Origin of the sequence: Streptomyces caniscabiei (assembly GCF_014930365.1) — a bacterium.
GTDB classification, from domain to species: domain Bacteria; phylum Actinomycetota; class Actinomycetes; order Streptomycetales; family Streptomycetaceae; genus Streptomyces; species Streptomyces caniscabiei.
The window spans coordinates 235,419-254,480 of record NZ_JABXWI010000013.1 but is presented as its reverse complement, the minus strand read 5'-3'; the positions used below and the strand labels follow the sequence as shown (position 1 = coordinate 254,480).

Genomic DNA, 19,062 nt, shown 5'->3' with positions numbered 1-19,062 from the left:
CCCGCCCACGCGGCGCACGATGCGTACACCCCGCACGCCGCGTTCGTCGGCGGTGTGCCCGTCGGGCGGGAGCGGGTGGACGGCGTACTGGCCGTCGTGCCCGCGCGGGACCGGGAGGTCCGGCCGGAGGGTCAGGCGCGGGCGGAGCGGCAGCGCAGACGGTGGGCGACGCAGGTGGTCGTCGCCGACGAGCTGGCCCGGCGGGCGTGCGCCGCGCGCGGGCTGGCGCCGCCGCCCGACGAGGCGCCGGACCGCCCGCTCGCGGTGGCCGGGACCGAGGTCGCCGACCTGGGCAGCATCATCGCCGTGGCGCTCGCCCACTCCCCCGCCGCGCGCGCCCTGCTGGCGGCGCTGGAGGCCGAGCAGCGGGTGCCGGAGAAGGCCGTACGGGGCTATTACGACCGCAATCCGGACCGCTTCCTCACCCCGGAGGCCCTGCGGCGCGGCGTCGACCCGTACGGCGGGGCCGTGGAGGGCGACTTCCTGCCCTACGACGAGGTCCACGAGGACGTCGCACGGGAGTTGCGGCGGGCCATGGGCCGGCAGGCCTTCTTCGACTGGCTGGACCGGGCACGGGCCGATGTGGAGTACGCGCCGGGGCACGAGCACCCCGGCGATCCGTCGCACCCCGACCACGAGCACCGGCACTGACGCGCGTGCCGGGGCTCGGGCCCGCCCGGACACCCGGCGAGCGACTCGGAACAGAAAAGCAACACGGCCAGGCATTGACCTCCGATGAATTCTGGTCCACCTTTTCATCAATCGAAGTCCAAGTTGGTGATTTGAACCAGCTACTCGATCCAGCAGCTGACTGATCGCAGGAGGCGACATGCGCGCGAGAAGACTGACCGGATGTGTGGTGGGTGTCATCGCCCTCACCCTGACCGCCGCGGGCTGCGGCCTGTCGGGCGGCGGTTCCGACAGCGGGGACGCCACCGCCGGCGGCTGCGAGGTCGACAAGGGCAACGTCGGCTCCGGCAAGCTCACCGGCGACGTCAAGGGCACGATCACCTTCCAGACGACCAATCTGAAGAAAGACTTCGGCGGCTACTTCAACGGCGTCATCAAGGCCTTCGAGCAGGCACACCCGGACACCACCGTGAAGTGGGTCGACGACCCGGGCGACGCCACGTTCACCCAGCGCCTGGTCGCGGACGCGCAGGGCTGCACGCTGCCGGACGTGGTGAACATCAACGTCAACACGGCGATCGCGCTCACCAAGAACGGCTATCTGCTCGACCTGGACAAGAAGGCCCCAAACGCCGGCGAGCCGTTCGTGCCCAACCTGTGGAAGTCGAGCAGGTACGCCGACTCCACCGGCGCCGAGGTGCACAGCGTGCTTCCCTGGTACTCCGGCGGCATCGTGCAGACCTTCAACACCGAGCTGATGAAGGAGGCCGGCCTCGATCCCGCCAAACCTCCGACGACCGTGCTCGGTCTGTTCGAGGACGCGCAGAAGATAGCCGAGGTCTCCGACGGCAAGTACTACGCCTTCCTCGCCAACCCGCAGCTGCGCATCCCGGCCGACTGGCAGCAGATGGACATCAAGATCCTCTCCTCCGACGGCAAGAAGTTCACCTTCGCCGACGACCCGAAGACCGCGCGGTGGGTCGAGGCGATGACGAAGCTCTACAAGGCCGGCGGCATGCCGAGGGACTCGCTCTCCTCCACCCAGGACCCGGCCAACGTCTACGGCCAGGGCAAGCTGGTCTACGGCCCGACGAACCCCAACTTCCTGCGCTTCATCCAGCAGAACAACCCGAGCGTCTACAAGAAGACGGGTGTCGCCCGCTTCATGCTGGACGACCTCGGCCACACCGTCGGCGCCCCGCAGTACATCGGCGTCGCGTCCACCAGCAAGAACGCGGCGACCGCGCTGTCCTTCGCGCAGTTCCTGACCAACGCGAAGAACCAACTGGAGTGGGCGAAGGACCCGAACGTCGTCATCTTCCCCTCCACCACGGCCTCCCTGGACGATCCGTTCTTCCAGTCGGTCAAGGGCGACGACCCGTTCGCCGAGGCCCGCAAGATCGTCGCGAGCGACCGCAAGACCTCCACCGCCGACGAGATCGCCCTGACCCCCGGTGAGCTGAACGCCATCACGGCCCAGATCCAGCTGGCCATGCAGGGCAAGAAGAGCGCCCAGGACGCCCTGGACGAGGCCCAGAAGAAGGCCAACGAGCTGATCGAGCAGGGCAGCTGAGTATGACCACCCTCTCTCCCCCCACCAAGGGACCGGGGGTCGCGGTCTCCTCCCGCGACCCCCGCCCCGGGGAACCGACCGGCCGGCGCCGCCTGCTGCGGGCCCTCAAGCCGGGCCCGTCCGCCGACGCGGGCGGCGCCGCGCTCTACCGCCGCTGGTGGCTGCCGTGGCTGTGGATGTCCCCGGCGATCATCGGCATCAGCGTCTTCGGGCTGTACCCGTTCCTGAACACGCTCCTGCTGTCGTTCACCGACGCCAAACCGCTCGGCGGCGCCGCCTCGTTCGTGGGCCTGGACAACTACACCCGGATGCTGGGCGACTCCGACTTCTGGCTCGCCACCCGCAACAGCGTGCTGTACGCGGTGATCGTGGTCCCGCTGATGGTCCTGCTGCCGCTGATGCTGGCCGTGCTGGTGGAGAAGAATGTGCCCGGCATCGGCTTCTTCCGCTCCGCGTTCTACACCCCGGTCCTCGCCTCCAGCGTGGTCGTGGGCCTCAGTTGGCAGTGGCTGCTCAGCGACCAGGGCCTGGTCAACACCTGGCTGCAGAAGGCCCACATCATCCGGTCGGCGATCCCGTTCCTGTCCGACTCGTGGCTGATCCTGCTGTGCGCGATGGGGCTCACCCTGTGGAAGGGCCTCGGCTGGTACATGATCTTCTACCTGGCCGCGCTGGGGAACGTGCCCAAGGAACTGCACGAGGCCGCCGCCGTGGACGGCGCGGGCGCGGTCCGCCGCTTCTGGCACGTCACCGTGCCCGGCGTGCGCACCTCGATGATGCTGGTCGGCACCCTCACCGGCATCGGCTCGCTGCGCGTGTTCACGGAGATCTACATGCTCGGCGGCGCGACCGGCGGCCCCGGCGGCGCCGACCGCACCCTCCCCTTCTACATCCGGGACGTCGCCCTCGACCCACTCACCGGGAACGCCGGCTACGGCTCGGCGGTCAGCGTCGCCCTCTTCGTACTCACCCTGGGCCTCACGCTGCTCGCACAGCGACTGACGAAGGAGGACGAGTCGTGACCACCGCCGCGAAAGAGACGGCCACGGCCGCGCTCCCGGCCGGGCGGCGGCGGCTGATGCCGCGCTGGCGGGACTACGGCCGCCCCCGCGAACTCGTCGTCCGCTACCTGCTGTTGCTGTTCGTGCTCGGCATCACCGTCGGCCCGCTGCTGTGGCAGCTGCTGTCGTCGCTGAAGGGCGTCGGCGAGGACGTGTTCGGCGAGAACGCCTCCCTCCTCCCCCACGACCCGACGCTGCGGGCCTACCGCGAGGTGTTCGCGCAGGTCCCGGTCTGGACGTACATCCGCAACAGCCTGGTGGTCGTGGCGCTCTCCGTCACCAGCCAGCTGGTCTTCTCCACGCTCGCCGGCTACATGCTCTCCAAGCCGAGCTGGAAGGGACGCAGGCTGGTCTGGGTGCTGCTGATGGCGTCCATGATGTTTCCCTTCGAGTCGATCATGGTGTCGCTGTTCCTGAGCGTCCGTGACCTCGGCCTGGTCGACAGCCTGGTGGGGGTCTGGCTGCCCGGCTTCGTCGCCGCCATCAACGTCCTGATCATGCGGGCCGCGTTCCTCGCCGTGCCGCGCGAGGTCGAGGACGCGGCGATGCTGGACGGCGCGGGCGAGTGGAAGCGGTTCCGGTACCTGTATCTGCCGTCCGCGTGGGGCGCGATCCTGGTCGTCACCATCAACACCTTCATCAGCGCCTGGGACGACTTCCTGTGGCCGCTGATCGTGCTGCGCACCGAGGACCACTTCACCCTCACGCTCGGCCTCTCCCGCCTCACGTCCTCCTCCTTCGGCTACGACCAGCGGATGGTGATGGCGGGCTCGGTGATCTCCGTGATCCCGGTACTGGTGCTGTTCGTGATCACCCAGCGGTGGTTCTACAAGGGGGTCTCCTCCGGGGCCGTCAAGCTCTGATGTCTCGGAGGTCCACCACGACGGGTGCGACGTCCAGCGCCTCCCGCGCGGACCACGCGACCCTCAGCTCCAGGGCGTCGGTCCCGACGGGCACGTCGAACCGTAGACGGACCGTACGGCTCTCCCCCGGCGCCAGGCCGACACCCTCGAACGCGCACAGTTCGAGGGTGCGCGGCCAGGTGCGGGTGACCAGCCTGCGGAGGTAGACCTGCACGACCGAACGCCCGTGCCGGCTCCCGGTGTTGGTGACCTCCACCTCGACCGTGCGCCCCGACACCCGGGGCGCACCGCGGTCGAAGGTCGTGTACGACAGCCCGTGCCCGAACGAGTACGCCGGCTCGGCGCTCTCGTCGACGTACCCGCCGTACTCGGTGTCCTTGTGGTTGTAGTGGACGGGGAGCTGGGCGACCGAGCGGGGGACGGAGACCGGGAGCCGCCCGAGGGGCTCGGCGAGTCCGAGGAGCACCTCGGCGACGGCCTCGCCGCCCCACGGGCCCGGGTACCAGGCGGTGAGCAGTGCCGCGGCAGGCGCCTCGGGCAGCACGTGCGGACGGCCCTGCATCAGGACGACCGCGGTGGGCGTGCCCGTCGCCACGACGGCGTCCAGCAGGGCCTCCTGCGCCGCGCCGAGCCGTAGTCCCGCCAGGTCGACGCCCTCGCCGCAGGTCATCTCCGACACCACCGTCCGCGCGGCGCCGTTGGCGTCGAACTCCGTGTCGGGGGTACGGGCGCTGCTGCCGCCCAGCACGAGCACGGCCAGGTCGGCCGCGGCGGCCTCGGCCACCGCGGCCGGGATTCCGGTGAGGTCGGCGCCGGTGAGGGCCGCGCCCTCGGTGTGACGGACGTCCGTACCGGGCGGGGCGAGGCGGCGCAGGGCGTCGAGGACGCTCGTGCCGGCGCCGGGGCGCTGCGGGGCGGTGTAGTCGCCGAGGTGGTGGCCGGTGCCGGCGGCGTGCGGGCCGAGCACGGCGAGGCGGCGTACGGAGGGGCCGACGGGCAGGGCGGCGGCCGGGTCGCGCAGGAGGGTGACGCAGGCGCGGGCGAGGTCGGTGCTGTGCGCGCGTCCGGTGTGCTCGGGGATCGAGGCGCGGCGGGTGTAGGGGTTCTCGAACAGGCCGAGGCGGAACTTCAGGCGCAGGACGCGGGCGACGGCGGTGTCCAGGGCGGCCTCGTCGACCAGGCCGCGCTCGACGGCCTCCTCCAGATGGGTGAAGCCGTCGTCCCAGAGGCTGAGGTCGACGCCCGCGTCCAGGGCGAGGGCGCCGGCGGAGACCTTGTCGCCGGTGATGCGGGCGAGCCGGTCGACGGCGAGTCCGTCGGCCATGACCAGGCCGTCGAAGCCCCACCGCTCGCGCAGCAGCCCGGTGAGGAGGGCGCGGTTGCCGGAGCAGGGCATGCCGTCGACCTCGTTGTAGGCGGCCATGACGCCGGCGGCGCCCGCGCGGACGCCGGCCAGGGCTGCCGGGAGGTGGATCTCGTGCAGCTCGCGGAGGCCGAGTTCGGACTCGGCGGAGTTCCGGCCGCCGACGGTGGCGCCCTGCCCGGCGAAGTGCTTGAGGACGACGGGTGCACGGTCGGGGGCGAAGCGCGGGGCTTCCTGCGGGGGCGGCGCTCCTGGCGTGGCGGGGGCTCCCGGCGTGGCGGTCGTCCCGTGTGTGCCGGGTGGCCGCTGGGCGTGCGACGGCCCCTGCATGCCGGTGACCAGGGCTTCGGTCAGGCGGGCCGCGAGGTACGGGTCCTCGGCGAAGCACTCCTCGGTACGGCCCCAGCGCGGGTCGCGGGCGATGTCGAGCGCGGAGACGAGGGCCACGTGGCCGCCGCGGGCGCGGAGTTCGGCGGCGGCGTGCGCGGCGGCCCGCTCGTGGAGGTCGGGGTCCCAGGTGGCGCCGACGGCCAGGTTGACGGGCAGGACCGTGCCGTCGAGGGCCATGTGGCCGTGCGGGACCTCTTCGACGAAGAGGGCGGGGATCCCGAGCCGGCTGCGCTCCAGGACGTGCCGCTGGACCAGGTCGGCGAGGTCGGCGCTGTCCTCGGCGCCGGGCCCGTCCCCGTGGTCGACTCCGGACCAGGCGTCGGCCCGCATCAGACCGTAGAGCGCGCCGAGGCCCGCGAAGCGCTCGGTCTCGGCGGACAGGGCCTCGGTCGGCTCGAACTCCCCGGCCGGGGTGCGGCGGTAGGTGTCCCAGCCGTACATCCGCTGGTTGAGCTGCCCGACCTTCTCGCGCCGGGTCATACGGGAGAGGAGGTCGGCGACCCGGATGTCGAGCGGGGCGGCCGGGTCGCGGTACGGCGGCAGCGCGGGGGCGGCGGCCGGGGCGACCGGCTGGTCCTGAGGGGGCATGGGTCGTCCTTGTCGGCGGGGGCGAGCGGCGGGGGCGGAGGGGGAGCTGAGCGGCCGGGGAGGCGGGCGGCTGATGGGTGGGCGGCTCGGGGAGGCGGGCGACGTGGGCGGCTTGGCGAGGCGGGCGGCTCGGGTGGCTCGGGAGAGGTGGTTTCCGGTCGGGTCAGGCGTCCGGGGCGTGGGCGAGGCGGGCCAGGGCCACGGCGCCCGGGGAGCCGTCCGCGACCGGGGTGACGGTGAGTCCGAGGGGGGCGAGGCGTTCGGTCAGCGGGGGCAGCAGGGGGCCGTCGGGGGCGAGCAGGCCCCCGGTCGCGACGAGGGGTTCGCCGGGCCGGGGCGTGAGCGCGGCGACGGTCTCCGCCAGACGCCGCGCGGCCTCCCGGAGGATCCGCGCGGCCACGGCGTCCCGCTCCTCGGCGGTGCGCACCACCCCGGGCGCGTGGTCGGCGAGACGGACGGGCGACCGGTCCATGACGGCGGGCAGCAGCCGTGCCCGGTAGGCGGTGCGCCGCTCGGCACTCCACTCGGCGGCGCCCGTCGTTCCGTAGCCCTCCGCCGGGAGCACCTCCTCCGGCAGCCCCAGGTCCCGGCCGACGGCGTGGACGAGCGCGGTGGGCGCGCCCCGGCCGTCGGCCGCGCGCAGGGCCGCCCGTACGGCCGCGCGGCCGATCCAGAAGCCGCCGCCGTCGTCCCCGAGGAGCCAGCCGTCGCCGCCCGAGGTCGCGGCCGGCACCCGTCCGGCGATCCGGGCCGCGACCGCGCCGGTGCCGGCCACCAGGACCAGTCCGTCGGCGGGATGGCCGGGGGCCGCGGCGAACGTCGTCTCGATGTCGCTGTGGACGCCGACCGAGGCGACGGTGACACCGAGCCGGTCGAGCGCGGCCGACAGGGCGGCGCCCGCCCGCAGCCGACCGGGCTCGTCGGCGCCCTGGCCGCGGTGACCTGCCCCCGCGAATCCGCCCGCCACGGCCACCACCCGTCCGCGCAGTCCCTCCGGCACGGCCCGCGCGACGGCCTCCGCGAGGTGGTCGGCGAGCAGCGGGCCGGGGACGGTCAGCGCGTTGCCCGGCCCCGCCGAGCCCTCGCCCCGGACCCGCCCCCCGTCGAGCTCCGCCAGGACGGCACGGGTACGGGTGCCACCCGCGTCGATGCCGACCACACAGGCGGGGAGGGCCGTGACGCCCGGAGAAGCTTGGTTCAAATCACTATTCATTGCCGTCCATGGTGGTTGATACATTCGCCGGAGACAAGGTCCGTCTCTCGAGGAGGACGCCATCAGCACGCCACCCTCACCTGCGCCCGCGCTCCGCTTCGGAGTGAACTACACCCCACGCAGGGGCTGGTTCCACGCCTGGCACGACTTCGACCCCGGGCTCGCGCGCGAGGACCTGGCCCAGATCGCCGGGCTGGGGCTGGACCACGTCCGGGTCTTCCACCTGTGGCCCCTGCTCCAGCCGAACCGCGCCCTGGTGCGGGCGTCGGCGGTGGACCAGCTCGTGCGACTGGTGGACCTGGCGGGCGAGTGCGGCCTCGACGTCCTCGTGGACGGCGTCCAGGGCCATCTGTCGAGCTTCGACTTCTACCCCGAGTGGACCCGTAGCTGGCACCACCGCAACGTCTTCACCGACCCCGAGGCGATCGAGGCCCAGGCCCTGCTGCTGCGCACCCTCGGCCGCGCCCTGGCCGGCCACCCCCGCCTCATCGGCCTCCAGCTCGGCAACGAGCTGAACAACCTGGTCGAACACAACCCGGTGACCCCGGTCGAGGTCGACCACTACCTCGACACCCTCCTCGGCGCCGCGCGGGACGGACTCGGCGGGGCGGGCGGCCTGGTCACCCACTCGGCGTACGACGCCGCCTGGTACGGCGACGACCACCCGTTCACCCCCGAGGCCTCCGCCCGCAAGGGCGATCTCACCACGGTCCACCCCTGGGTCTTCTCCGCGAACTGCGCCCGCCGCTACGGCCCGCGCTCGCCCGAGGTGCACCACCTCGCGGAGTACGGCACGGAGCTGGCCGCCGCCTACGCCACCGACCCGGCCCGCCCGGTCTGGGTCCAGGAGACCGGCGCCCCGGAGCCGCACATCCCGGCGGCCGACGCTCCCGACTTCGCCCGCGCGACGCTGCTGAACGCGGCGGGCTGCCCCTCTCTGTGGGGCGTCACCTGGTGGTGCTCCCACGACGTCGACCGCGCCCTGGCGGACTTCCCCGAACTGGAGTACACGCTCGGCCTGTTCGACTCCACGGGGCGGCCCAAGCCGATCGCGGAGGCCCTGTCCACGACCGTGGCCGAGCTGCGCTCCGCCGCCGCCCGACCCGCTCCCCGTACGACCGCCCTGGTCCTGGACTGCACCCCGTCCACCCGCTCGGTCTCCGGCCCGGGCGGCGCGTTCTTCGACGCCTGGATGCGCCTGCGGCAGGAGGGCGCCCGCCCGGCGGTGGTCCTGGCGGAGCGCGCGGAGGACACGACGTATCTCGCGGCGCGGGGGATCACAGAGGTGATCGAAGGGAAGTGAGGGGCGGGGCAGGGGTGCCGGACGGCCATGAGCCCCCGCGCCCCTGCAACGCACGGGGCGCAGCCCGTACGTTGCAGGGGCGCGGGGAACTGCGCGAGAAGCCCCACGGACCGGAGGCCCGTCCACAGCGGAGACCACCCCGCCGCGACCGGCCGCGCCGGAGACCCCCCGCCGGGAACCGGCCTCGCTCAGGCCGTCCGCCCCGCCAGGACCTCGGCGAGGGCCCGCAGATTCACCCGCCCCCTCCCATGCGCGGCAAGCGCCTCGCCCGCTTCCGGCAGCCCGGTCGAGACCACCAGCGTGTCCGGTCGCACCGCGAACAGGGCGTCCCGGAGGCGCCCCTGCCAGACGTACAGCTCCGCGTCGCACAGGGCGAGGACCAGCGGCCGCCCCTCAGCAGCCCGTAGCGCCTGCCCCGCCACCGCCGCGAGATCCTCCGGTTCCCCGGCGACCGCCGTCCCCGTGACGGTCGGGTCGAGCGCGCGGATCTCGGTCAGCAGGTCCTCGCCGCCCCAGTTGAGGGCGGGGTGCGGGGGCGGGAAGCAGTCGACGACATGGGCCCCCGGCACCGGTGGCGGCAACGGCCCTGCGCTCCGTACGGCCCGCCGCGCCGCCCTCGGCCCGGCGCCCGGGTCCCACGCGGCCACGGGACCCGGCCGGTACGGCACCGCGTACCGCAGCGCGAGCCGCCGTACCCGCTCCGCGGCCTCGGTGACCCGCTCCGCCGCGAGGTCGCCCGTCCCGAGGGCGTCGAGCACGGCGTCCCGGCAGGCGAGGGTGACCTCCAGATCCGGTACGGCGACGATGACCTGGTCGGCTCCGGCGGCGAGCGCGAGGCGTGCGCCGGCCGCCTCGCCGTAGCGGTCGGCGATGGCCTTCATCTCCAGCGCGTCGCTGACGAGGACGCCCTCGAAGCCGAGTTCGCCGCGCAACAGGCCGGAGAGGATCCGCGGGCTGAGGGTGGCGGGCAGCTCCGGGTCGAGGGCCGGGAAGACGACGTGGGCGCTCATCAGCATCGGCACGCCCGCCTCGACGGCGGCCCGGAAGGGCGCGAGGTCGAGGCCCTCGTACGGCCGCGGGTCGACCGCCAGTTCGTGGTGGCTGTCGGTGACGGTCCCGCCGTGGCCGGGGAAGTGCTTGGCGCAGGAGGCCACGCCACGCCGCTCGGTGGCCTCGATCCAGGCGCGCAGGTGCCGGGAGACCAGCTCGGGGTCGCCGCCGAAGGCACGGGTGCGCACGATCGGGTTCTCGGGCCGGCTCTGGACGTCGGCGACGGGGGCGTAGGAGGCGGTGATCCCGAGCGACAGCAGGTGGCCGGCGAGGGCGTCGGCGCACGCGGCGGTCAGGCCGGGGTCGTCGGCGACGCCGAGCGCCCACGAGCCGGGCACCTCGGGGGCGCCCGCGGCGACGAGGTGGCCGATGCCGCCGCCCTCGTTGTCGATGGCGATCAGCAGGTCCGGCCGCAACGTCCGCAGGGTGGCGGTGAGTTCGCGGACCTGGCCGGCGTCACGGATGTTGCGGGTGAACAGGATGACCCCGCCCAGGCCGCGGTCGATCAGCCGTTTCAGGGTGTCGGGGACGGTCGTCGTACCGTCGAAGCCCGCGACGAGGCAGCGGTGCGCTGCCTCGTCGAGGGCCGCGGGGAGAACCGGGCCGAGGGGCCCGGCGGCGGAGTGTGTCACCTCTCGAATCCTCTGGCTGACCAAGCCTAAAGTCAACAGTTCGATGGATGATTGATTCACCAGGCGGGACGCGTCGCCGGTTCACCGAGGCTGTGCGGTGCCGCCTCAGGCGTTCTGGTGCGGCCGTGCGGACGACTTGGCGCGTGCGCGGACCCAGTCGAGCAGGACCACCGAGCACAGGGCCGCGAAGGCGCACCAGGTGGAGATGAACTCCAGTCGCCACAGCGTCCAGCAGACCGCGGCTCCGACGGCGGCCAGGAGGCCGAGCACGACCAGTCGCCGGTCGCCGGAGAGGAGCAGGGAACCGACGGTGGCGAGCAGATAACCGGCGACCAGGAGCGCCGGATGGGCGAGGTCGATCATGTAGCCGACGGTGCGACCGCGGATCTCGGCCGTCACCGGGCGGGTGGCGAGAGCGTGGACGAGCGGCACGGCGGTCGCGACCCCGACGGCGAGCGGGACGGCCAGCCAGGGGCGGGCCCGCGCCGGGGCCACGCACCACACGCCCGCCGGCACCCACACGGCCAGCAGCGGCAGGGCGACGACGGCCCACGCGACGGTCGCCGGTCCGCTGCCGCCGCCGGAGGACCAGACCACCGACTCCACGATCTGGTGGGCCCCGAGCAGCAGCGGCAGCGCGGCGAAGGCCGTATCAGCAAACGCCTTCTCCACTACGCAGATCTCGCCCTGACCGACCGGGTGGCCGGCTGCCTCGCCGTGCTGTACGGCCAGCCGGTATCTCGCATCGCCCGGCTCACCACCGACAAGATCCTTACTGGCGCTGAAGGGGTTCAGCTCCAGCTGGGATCCCGCCCGGTGGAGATTCCCGAGCCGCTGGGGTCATTGCTCCTCGAACTCGCCGACAGTCGCCAGGCTTTCGCTGTCCTGGGACAGAACGAGCCAGGCCGTGGCTCTTCCCGGGCGGTCGCGCCGGACAGGCCATGACCGCAAGCCACCTGACAGTACGGCTCAATAGGGTCGGCACCCGCGCTCGTGCCAGCCGCAACACGGCCCTGCTGGACCTTGCAGCTCAGATCCCGGCGTCGGTGTTGAGCGACGTACTGGGCATCTCCATCACCTGCGCGATGGCCTGGTCCCACGACGCTGGCAACACACGGCTCGGCTACGCAGCGGACTTCGCACGTCGCGAATTCCTGTGGGTTCGCGTTTCTGATGCCCTCTTCCCGCCGTGCCACGTGGCCTCTGTCCGGCCCAAAGGACGGCAGAGCGAGACGAAGCCCGCACGATGCTCCTCAGGCATCAGCGGTGAGGCGTGTTCCGTTTCCGCTCCCGCGGACCGGTCTTGTTACCTTCTCCCGTCGGCACTCGTCATGAGAGCGACGACCGCATACGAACGGTCGCATCAACGAGTGAATCGAGAGCAGGATGCTGAACAAGATCATGTACGTGACGATCTACGTCACCGATCAGGACCGCGCACTGGAGTTCTACACCGAGGGACTGGGCCTGGAAAAACGGCTCGACTTCCCGGGGCCCGACGGACGGTTCCTCACCGTCGGTGTTCCCGACAGCCCGGTGCAGATCATCCTGTGGTCGCATGCGGCGGCCGCGGGACAGCCGGGGGAAGCGGGCGCGCCCGGTCCGCTGATCCTCGAATCCGACGATCTGCGAAAGGATTTTGAGATCATGCGTCAGCGCGGCGTCGTCTTCGCCGAGTCCGAGCCCGAGGACTATCCGTTCGGGGTCCGCATCGAGGCGGTGGACCCGGACGGCAACCGGGTCTCGCTGCGTCAGCAGCGGAAGCCGTGACCGCCCACCCGTCCGGCCTTGTGACCGAGGCGTTCGAAGCCCAGCGCGATCGGCTGCGCGCCGTCGCGTACCGCGTGCTGGGCTCGCACGCCGACGCCGAGGACGTGGTCCAGGAAGCCTGGATGCGCCTCGTCCGTCAGGACGCGGCGACCATCGGCAACCTGGCGGGCTGGCTGACCACGGTGGTCGGCCGAATCAGCCTGGACCTCCTGAGATCCCGCCGAGCCCACCCCGAAATCGCCTACGAGCAGGAGTTCGCGAACCTCGTGGTGATACCCGACGATGACCCCGCGCCGGACGAGCAGGCGGCGCTGGCAGATTCGGTCGGCCTCGCCCTGCTCGTCGTGCTCGACTCGCTCACCCCGAGCGAGCGCCTGGCGTTCGTCCTGCACGACATGTTCGCAGTCCCGTTCCACGAAATCGCCCGGATCCTGGGCAAGTCCACCGCCGCCACCAAGATGGTCGCCAGCCGCGCCCGCCGCAGGGTCCACGCCACGGACCGACCGGCGGGCTCCGGCCGCGAGCACCGAGAGGTCGTCCAGGCATTCGGCGCCGCCGCCCGCAGCGGCGACTTCGAAGCACTGTTGCGTGTCCTCGACCCGAACGTGGAGCTGACCGTCGACACTTCCGACGGTGTGGTCGTCACCCTCGGCGCCACCAAGGTCGCCTCCGGGGCCCGCATGTTCTCCGGCGAGGTCGCCCGCCAACGGCCCGTGCTGGTCAACGGCAACCCCGGCCACATGTCCTGGCGCCCCGACGGAACACCTCTCTCCCTCATCGCCTTCACCGTCACCGAAGGCCGGATCACCGGCATCCACATCGTCGTCGACCCGGCCAAACTGGCCTCGATCCATCTGCCCGCCGAGACCTGAGCCGGCGTCGGGCACCTCGCACACCGAGAGGACGGTGTCCGGTGCGGTGGCGGAACCACGCTCCTCCGGCATCGAGTCCACACGCCATCCGCCGGTCGGCCGCACGGGCTGTGCTTCGGCGCCATGCCTCCGAGACAGCGCACTCGTCCGCAGCGGACCGCAGGAGACAACATCGTGGGACCGAAGTGAGCTGGCCTCACCATGCAGAGGGACATTCCGAATCCAGGCAATTCCGCAAGTCCGGATAGCCGCAGTTGCCAGTAAGCGCAGGTCCCGTCGGTCCCGCGCCAGCACCACACCGGCCACCCCGACCGCGGCGGCACCGGCACCCGCCACGAGATCGGCCGTCGCACTCCAGCACGTCCCGCCACCCCGGGGTCGCCCGTCACCAGCGCGGCCCACGCTATGACGCCCACGACGACCACCCGAGAACGACACGACGCCACCCGGGCCGGGTCCTCGGCCCCGGGTCGGCCTCTCGGAACTGGCTCGCGCCCGGCGCTCCCCACCGACCGTGATGGGTTTTTGAGGGGTTTTCGCGCATTGAATGAGGGATCCGTGGTCCGCAGACTGGCGGGAACACAAGGGCTGCGAAAGGAGCCGCGATGTCCCCCCTCTCCGCGGTGTCACGGACCTGGCTGACCGAGGCGGACTGTGATCTCGACACGTTCCGGGCGCTCGTCGAGCAGGACACCGACCCCGCCGACCACCCCTCGGCCGAGCGGGTCGAGCGCAACGTGCCGCTCTACGACAGCGACCGGCTCCGCGCCCTGACGGCCACACCCCAGGGCCGCCGGGAGGTCCAGGCGGAGTTGGTGCGCACGCTCCTGGACGGCCCCGGAATCGTCGTGTTCAAGGGCGCGTTCACCGACCCGGCCGTCGTCGACCGGGCGTCCGCCACCTTCCGCGAGCTGATCGAGGAGGAACGCGCCTCGGGTACGGCCCGGGGCGACCACTTCGCCAAGCCCGGTGCCAACGACCGGGTCTGGAGCGCCCTGGACAAGATGGCCGTACGGGCGCCGGACGTCTTCGCCGACTACTACGCCAACGACATGCTGGCCCTGGTCGCCGAGGCCTGGCTCGGCCCCGCCTACCAGGTCACTTCACAGGTCAACGTGGTCAACCCCGGCGGCGCCGCCCAGAGCCCGCACCGCGACTACCACCTCGGCTTCCTCTCCCAGCCGCAGGCCGCCGCCTACCCGGCGCACGTCCACCGGCTCTCCCCCGTCCTCACCCTCCAGGGCGCGGTCGCCCACTGCGACATGCCCGTCGAGTCGGGCCCCACCCTCTATCTGCCGCACTCGCAGAAGTACGAGCCCGGCTACCTCGCGTGGCGACTGCCGGAGTTCATCGCGTACTTCGACGCGCACCACGTCCAACTCCCCCTCGACAAGGGCGACGCGGCCTTCTTCAACCCCGCCCTCTTCCACGCCGCCGGACACAACCGCTCGTCGGACATCCGGCGCATGGCGAACCTGCTCCAGATCTCCTCCGCGTTCGGCCGGGCCATGGAGACCGTGGACCGCGAGGCGATGGTGAACGCCGTGTTCCCCGTTCTGCTGCGGCGCAGGTCCGAGGGCGCCACGGACGCATGGCTGCGCCGAGTCGTCGCCGCCACCGCCGAGGGCTACCCCTTCCCCACCGACCTGGACCGCGACCCGCCCGTCGACGGGCTCGCCCCGCCCTCCCAGGCCGATCTGCTCCGGCAGGCCGTCGGCGAGGCGTGGGACCCGGAGCGGCTGCGCCGTGAACTGGAGGCGGCCGGCCGGCGCCGAGGGCACCGAACCGTTCGGTGACTCCGCTGCCGCCGGCCTTCGCCGGCGCTCTCCGACGGCGTTGTCAGTGGCTCCGCCTACTGTGGTCGTCGTCGCTGGATGTGGCGGGTGTCCGCCGGTCAGCGGCTTGATCCGCGTGGGGTGGGCCGGGGAACCGGCACGGTCGGAAGGGGTGGGGGCGTGCGCCGCTGGGAGTGTGCCGAGGGGAGCTCCTCGAAGTTCTGGGAGGCCGAGACGGACGGCGCCACGGTGACCGTCCGGTACGGGCGTATCGGCACGGAGGGACGGACCCAGGTCAAGGAGTGCGCCTCGGCGGAGGAGGCCGCGGAGTACGTGCGGAAGACCGCCGCCGCCAAGGAGCGCAAGGGGTACCGGGAGGCCGGGACCGCGGTCGTCGCCGAGACTGCGGCCGAGGCCGTGACCGCGATCGCCGACGAGGAGGGCGACACCCCTGTGTCGGAGGCCCCGGTGCTCGACGAGGACACCTTCGTGCTGCCCGCGGCCTGGCACCGCCATGTGCATCCGCGGCGCGGGGGTGTCCCGCGTCGGCCGACGCCCCCGCGCAAGGGAGCCGCCGAGCAGGCCGAGCGGCAGCTGCGCGATGCCGACACCTGGGTGCGGCAGTACCTCGACAGCCCCCGGAGCGACCCGGACCTGGTGCGGGCCGCCGAGGCGCGACTCGCCGGTGCGGCCGACCCGTTGGGCGCGGCCGTGCTGGCCGTCACCTCCGACACGGCCTGGTCGGGCACGTCCTGCGCCGACGCCTGGGTCGAGGCCCACGGAGCGGTGTTCGCCGCCCTCGCCACCGTGGAACTCTTCGACATCGAGGCGCACTTCACCCAGCACGGGCCCCGCCGCTTCGATCCGTACGTGGAGCGCACCCCGGACGGCGCCTACGCGGGGCACGCCTGGCGGGTGCGTGGTGTCGCCGACCGGCTGCGAGAGCGGCTCGCGGCCACCGACGAGGACACCTACCGTGCCGTGGTCGCGGCCCTCGCCGGCGTGCGGAGCAGCGCCCGCCGACGCGTGGTCGTGTCGTACCTCGTCCCCACCGAGACGGCCTGGCTCGACGAGTGCGCGGGCGGCCCCGAGGCCGACCGTCCACGCGACCACGTCCTGCGCTCGATGCTGTACTGCTCCTTCGACAACCCCGAGCAGGCCCGGAAGTTGGGCGGGGCGCCCGCGCTGACCGATCCGGGCTGGTCGATGTCGACGGTGGCCACCGTCGCCGAGGGCATCGGCACGGCGGTGGTGCCCGTGGTGGCGGAGCACTTGCGAAGGTCGTACGTCACCTCGGACACCGTCAAGAAGGTCAACTCGGTCCTGGTCGAGCTGCCGTCCGACGAGGCGTTCGGCCTGCTGCTGGAGCAGCTCGACGACAAGCGGACGCAGCCCTTCGTGGCGAAGGCGGCCCGCAGGTGTCCGCGGCGGGCCCTGCGCATGCTCGCCGAGGCCGTCGCGGCGGGCGGACCGAACGCCGACGCCCTGCGGTACGCCCTGCTGGTGCATGTGTCGGCCCACCCGGACCTGGCCGAGAAGGCGCTCGCCTCCGTCTCGCCGCGGGCGGCGGGCGCCGTCGAACCGCTGCTGAGCACACCGGACCGGGTGCCGGACGCCCCGGCCGCGTCCCTGCCCGACCTGTTCACGAGCCCTCCGTGGGCCCGGCCGCGTACGGTCGTCGAGGTCCGCGGGGTCAGCGGGCTGGTCGCCGAGGACGACCCGGGGATCGACTGGCTGCCGGGAGAGCGGCAGGAGTGGGCGGACGCGTCGTCCTGGGAGCGCGACTGGGCCCGGCGTTCGGAGTGGCCGGACGATCCGGAGGCGCTGCTGGGCGCGGTCCGGGCGAACAAGGTCGGCACGTTGGGGATCTTCCTCGACAAGCCCGAGGAGCTGGTCCGGCCGCTGCTGGACGAGTGGAACCCGACGGGCATGGACAGCGACGCCACACTGAAGCCGGTCGTCGCCCGGTTCGGCACGGACGCGCTGGGCGTGGTGCTGCGCACCGCGCGGCAGTGGCCCGCCGCGCTCGCGCCGCTGCTCTCGCCGTTCGTGAGCGTGCAGGCTGCCCGGCTGGTCGCGGAGTGGGCGGTGCGGCTGAAGTCGGCACGGGGGACGACCCGTTCCTGGTTCCGGCGGCACGGAGCGGCCGCCGCGCCGCTGCTGGTGCCGGACGCCGTGGGCAGGCCGGGCACGGCCCGCCGGTACGCCGAGCAGGCGCTGCACACCATCGTGGCCCTGCACGGGGAGCAGGTCGTGCGCTCCGCCGCCGAACGGTACGGCGCCGAGGCCGAGGCCGCGATCGGGGAACTGCTGTCCGCCGATCCGCTGGAGACGGCGCTGCCGAAGAAGCTGCCCGAGCCCGTCGAGTGGGCGGAGCCGCTGCTGCTGCCGCAGATCCTGCTCCGCTCCGGGGGCGCGCTGCCCGCCGAGGCCACCCGTCATGTGGTGACGATGCTCGCGATGTCCCGTCCGGACGAGGCGTACCCGGGGCTGGCCGTGGTCCGGGAGTGGTGCGAGCCGCAGTCGCTCGCCGAGTTCGTCTGGGCCCTGTTCGAGCAGTGGCGGCTCGCCGGGACGCCGAGCCAGGAGAGCTGGGCGCTGACCGCGCTGGGGCTGCTCGGCGACGACGGGACGGTCCGCCGGCTCACCCCGTTGATCAGGGTCTGGCCCGGTGAGGGTGCGCACCAGCGGGCGGTGGACGGCCTGGGCGTGCTGGCCTCGATCGGCACCGAGGTGGCGCTGATGCATCTGCACGGCGTGGCCCAGCGGGTGAAGTTCAAGGGTCTCAAGGCCCGCGCGCAGGAGAAGATCGCCGAGCTGGCGGAGGGCCTCGGGCTGACCGGTGAGCAGCTCGCCGACCGGCTGGTGCCCGACTTCGGCCTGGACCCGCGGGGCACCACGGTCATCGACTACGGCAGCCGTTCGTTCACGGTCGGCTTCGACGAACAGCTGCGCCCCTTCGTGCGGGACCCGGACGGCAGACGCCGCAAGGACCTGCCCCCGCCGGGCGCGCGGGACGACGCGGAGCTGGCCCCCGCCGAGCGCAAGCGGTTCATGGCGCTGAAGAAGGACGTACGGACCGTCGCCGCCGACCAGGTGCGGCGGCTGGAGTCGGCCATGGTGGAGGGCCGTTCGTGGTCGGCGGCGGAGTTCCGCGAGCTGTTCGTGGGGCATCCGCTGCTGTGGCACCTCGTCCGGCGGCTGGTCTGGCTGAGCGACACGGACGGTACGACGACCTCGTTCCGGGTGGCGGAGGACCGTACGTTCGCCGACGTCGAGGACAGCACGTTCGACCTGCCCGACACGGCGGCCGTGCGGCTCGCGCACCCGTTGCGGCTGCCGGACGAACTGGACGCCTGGGCGGAGCTGTTCGCGGACCACGAGATCCTCCAGCCGTTCCCGCAGCTGGGGCGGCAGGTGTTCGAGCTGACCCCGGAGGAGGCCGACCACTGGCGCCTGGAGCGTTTCGAGGGGCTGACGGTGACGACCGGGCGGCTCGTCGGGCTGGAGCGGCGCGGCTGGCGGCGCGGCCAGCCGTTGGACAACGGGGTCGAGCGCTGGATCTCGAAGCGGCTCGCCCCGAACCGGTACGCGGTGCTGACCCCTGACGACGGTATCGCCGTCGGGTACTTCGATCCGGCCGAGCAGCAGAAGGTGGAGCACCTGTGGCTCGGCACCCGCCCCACCGACTACTGGCCGCACGACACCCACACCACCCGCTTCGGGGAGATCGACCCGGTGGCCGTCTCCGAACTGCTGGCCGACCTGACGGAGTTGACGGCGCCGTGACGACGACGGGGGCCGGGACGGCGGAGGCGTTGCAGCGGCCGCCCGCCGAGGTGCGGTACGCCGACGACCTGGCGGTGCTGCGGGCCGACGACAGCGGGCCTCGGCCGCCCGGCTGGGAGCTGAGCCTCAGGGCCGCTCGCCGTTTCGTGGTCGGTGACGAGGACGCGGGCATCAGCCGGAAGTTCGTGGG

The 19,062-nt window shown here is 72.9% G+C and carries 13 protein-coding genes and 1 pseudogene; 9 read left to right on the top strand and 5 right to left on the bottom strand.

Annotated features, from left to right (window positions below; translation table 11 throughout):
- Positions 1-54 precede the first annotated feature (54 nt).
- From HW837_RS33335 to HW837_RS33320, 4 genes are all read left to right on the top strand, one after another.
- Complete coding sequence (locus HW837_RS33335) at positions 55-651, top strand: peptidyl-prolyl cis-trans isomerase (protein WP_193380929.1); 597 nt, start codon at positions 55-57, stop codon at positions 649-651.
- 178 nt (positions 652-829) lie between these two features.
- Positions 830-2,203 (top strand): extracellular solute-binding protein, encoded by a 1,374-nt coding sequence (locus HW837_RS33330; RefSeq protein WP_193380897.1) that lies wholly within the window; start codon positions 830-832, stop codon positions 2,201-2,203.
- Positions 2,204-2,205: 2 nt separating this feature from the next.
- Positions 2,206-3,225 (top strand): carbohydrate ABC transporter permease, encoded by a 1,020-nt coding sequence (locus HW837_RS33325; RefSeq protein WP_093789750.1) that lies wholly within the window; start codon positions 2,206-2,208, stop codon positions 3,223-3,225.
- 56 nt (positions 3,226-3,281) lie between these two features.
- Positions 3,282-4,127, top strand: a complete 846-nt coding sequence (locus HW837_RS33320; RefSeq protein ID WP_045562317.1) for a carbohydrate ABC transporter permease — start codon at positions 3,282-3,284, stop codon at positions 4,125-4,127.
- Here HW837_RS33320 and HW837_RS33315 read toward each other — a convergent pair.
- Both HW837_RS33315 and HW837_RS33310 read right to left on the bottom strand, forming a co-directional pair.
- Complete coding sequence (locus HW837_RS33315; protein ID WP_193380896.1) at positions 4,117-6,468, bottom strand: glycoside hydrolase family 3 N-terminal domain-containing protein; 2,352 nt, start codon at positions 6,466-6,468, stop codon at positions 4,117-4,119. The genes HW837_RS33320 and HW837_RS33315 overlap by 11 nt on opposite strands.
- A 163-nt stretch (positions 6,469-6,631) precedes the next feature.
- Positions 6,632-7,681, bottom strand: coding sequence for a BadF/BadG/BcrA/BcrD ATPase family protein (locus HW837_RS33310; protein WP_193380895.1), 1,050 nt, complete (start codon positions 7,679-7,681; stop codon positions 6,632-6,634).
- A 22-nt stretch (positions 7,682-7,703) separates the two neighbouring features.
- Between HW837_RS33310 and HW837_RS33305 the strand changes: the two genes are divergently transcribed.
- Positions 7,704-8,984, top strand: a complete 1,281-nt coding sequence (locus HW837_RS33305) for a glycoside hydrolase 5 family protein (RefSeq protein WP_390623596.1) — start codon at positions 7,704-7,706, stop codon at positions 8,982-8,984.
- Between the two features lie 188 nt (positions 8,985-9,172).
- Here HW837_RS33305 and HW837_RS33300 read toward each other — a convergent pair whose 3' ends face one another.
- Both HW837_RS33300 and HW837_RS33295 read right to left on the bottom strand, forming a co-directional pair.
- Positions 9,173-10,666 (bottom strand): glycoside hydrolase family 3 N-terminal domain-containing protein, encoded by a 1,494-nt coding sequence (locus HW837_RS33300; protein ID WP_045562269.1) that lies wholly within the window; start codon positions 10,664-10,666, stop codon positions 9,173-9,175.
- A gap of 105 nt (positions 10,667-10,771) precedes the next feature.
- Positions 10,772-11,347, bottom strand: a complete 576-nt coding sequence (locus HW837_RS33295; protein WP_313895607.1) for a DUF6629 family protein — start codon at positions 11,345-11,347, stop codon at positions 10,772-10,774.
- A 705-nt stretch (positions 11,348-12,052) separates the two neighbouring features.
- Between HW837_RS33295 and HW837_RS33290 the strand changes: the two genes are divergently transcribed.
- Both HW837_RS33290 and HW837_RS33285 read left to right on the top strand, forming a co-directional pair.
- A complete protein-coding gene (locus HW837_RS33290) occupies positions 12,053-12,436 on the top strand; it encodes a VOC family protein (protein ID WP_045562266.1) in 384 nt (127 codons plus the stop codon).
- Positions 12,433-13,308 carry a sigma-70 family RNA polymerase sigma factor gene (locus HW837_RS33285; protein ID WP_045562265.1) on the top strand — a complete coding sequence of 292 codons (876 nt, stop codon included), beginning with the start codon at positions 12,433-12,435 and terminating at the stop codon, positions 13,306-13,308. The genes HW837_RS33290 and HW837_RS33285 overlap by 4 nt, the downstream gene beginning before the upstream one ends.
- Before the next feature lie 267 nt (positions 13,309-13,575).
- On the opposite strand, the pseudogene HW837_RS50110 reads toward HW837_RS33285, so the two are convergent.
- A pseudogene (locus tag HW837_RS50110) lies at positions 13,576-13,710 on the bottom strand (DUF6629 family protein); the annotation flags it as partial.
- 203 nt (positions 13,711-13,913) lie between these two features.
- Between HW837_RS50110 and HW837_RS33280 the strand changes: the two are divergent.
- Both HW837_RS33280 and HW837_RS33275 read left to right on the top strand, forming a co-directional pair.
- Positions 13,914-15,104 (top strand): phytanoyl-CoA dioxygenase family protein, encoded by a 1,191-nt coding sequence (locus HW837_RS33280; RefSeq protein WP_093789744.1) that lies wholly within the window; start codon positions 13,914-13,916, stop codon positions 15,102-15,104.
- Between the two features lie 159 nt (positions 15,105-15,263).
- Complete coding sequence (locus HW837_RS33275; RefSeq protein ID WP_313895601.1) at positions 15,264-18,872, top strand: DUF4132 domain-containing protein; 3,609 nt, start codon at positions 15,264-15,266, stop codon at positions 18,870-18,872.
- The last annotated feature ends 190 nt before the right edge of the window (positions 18,873-19,062 follow it).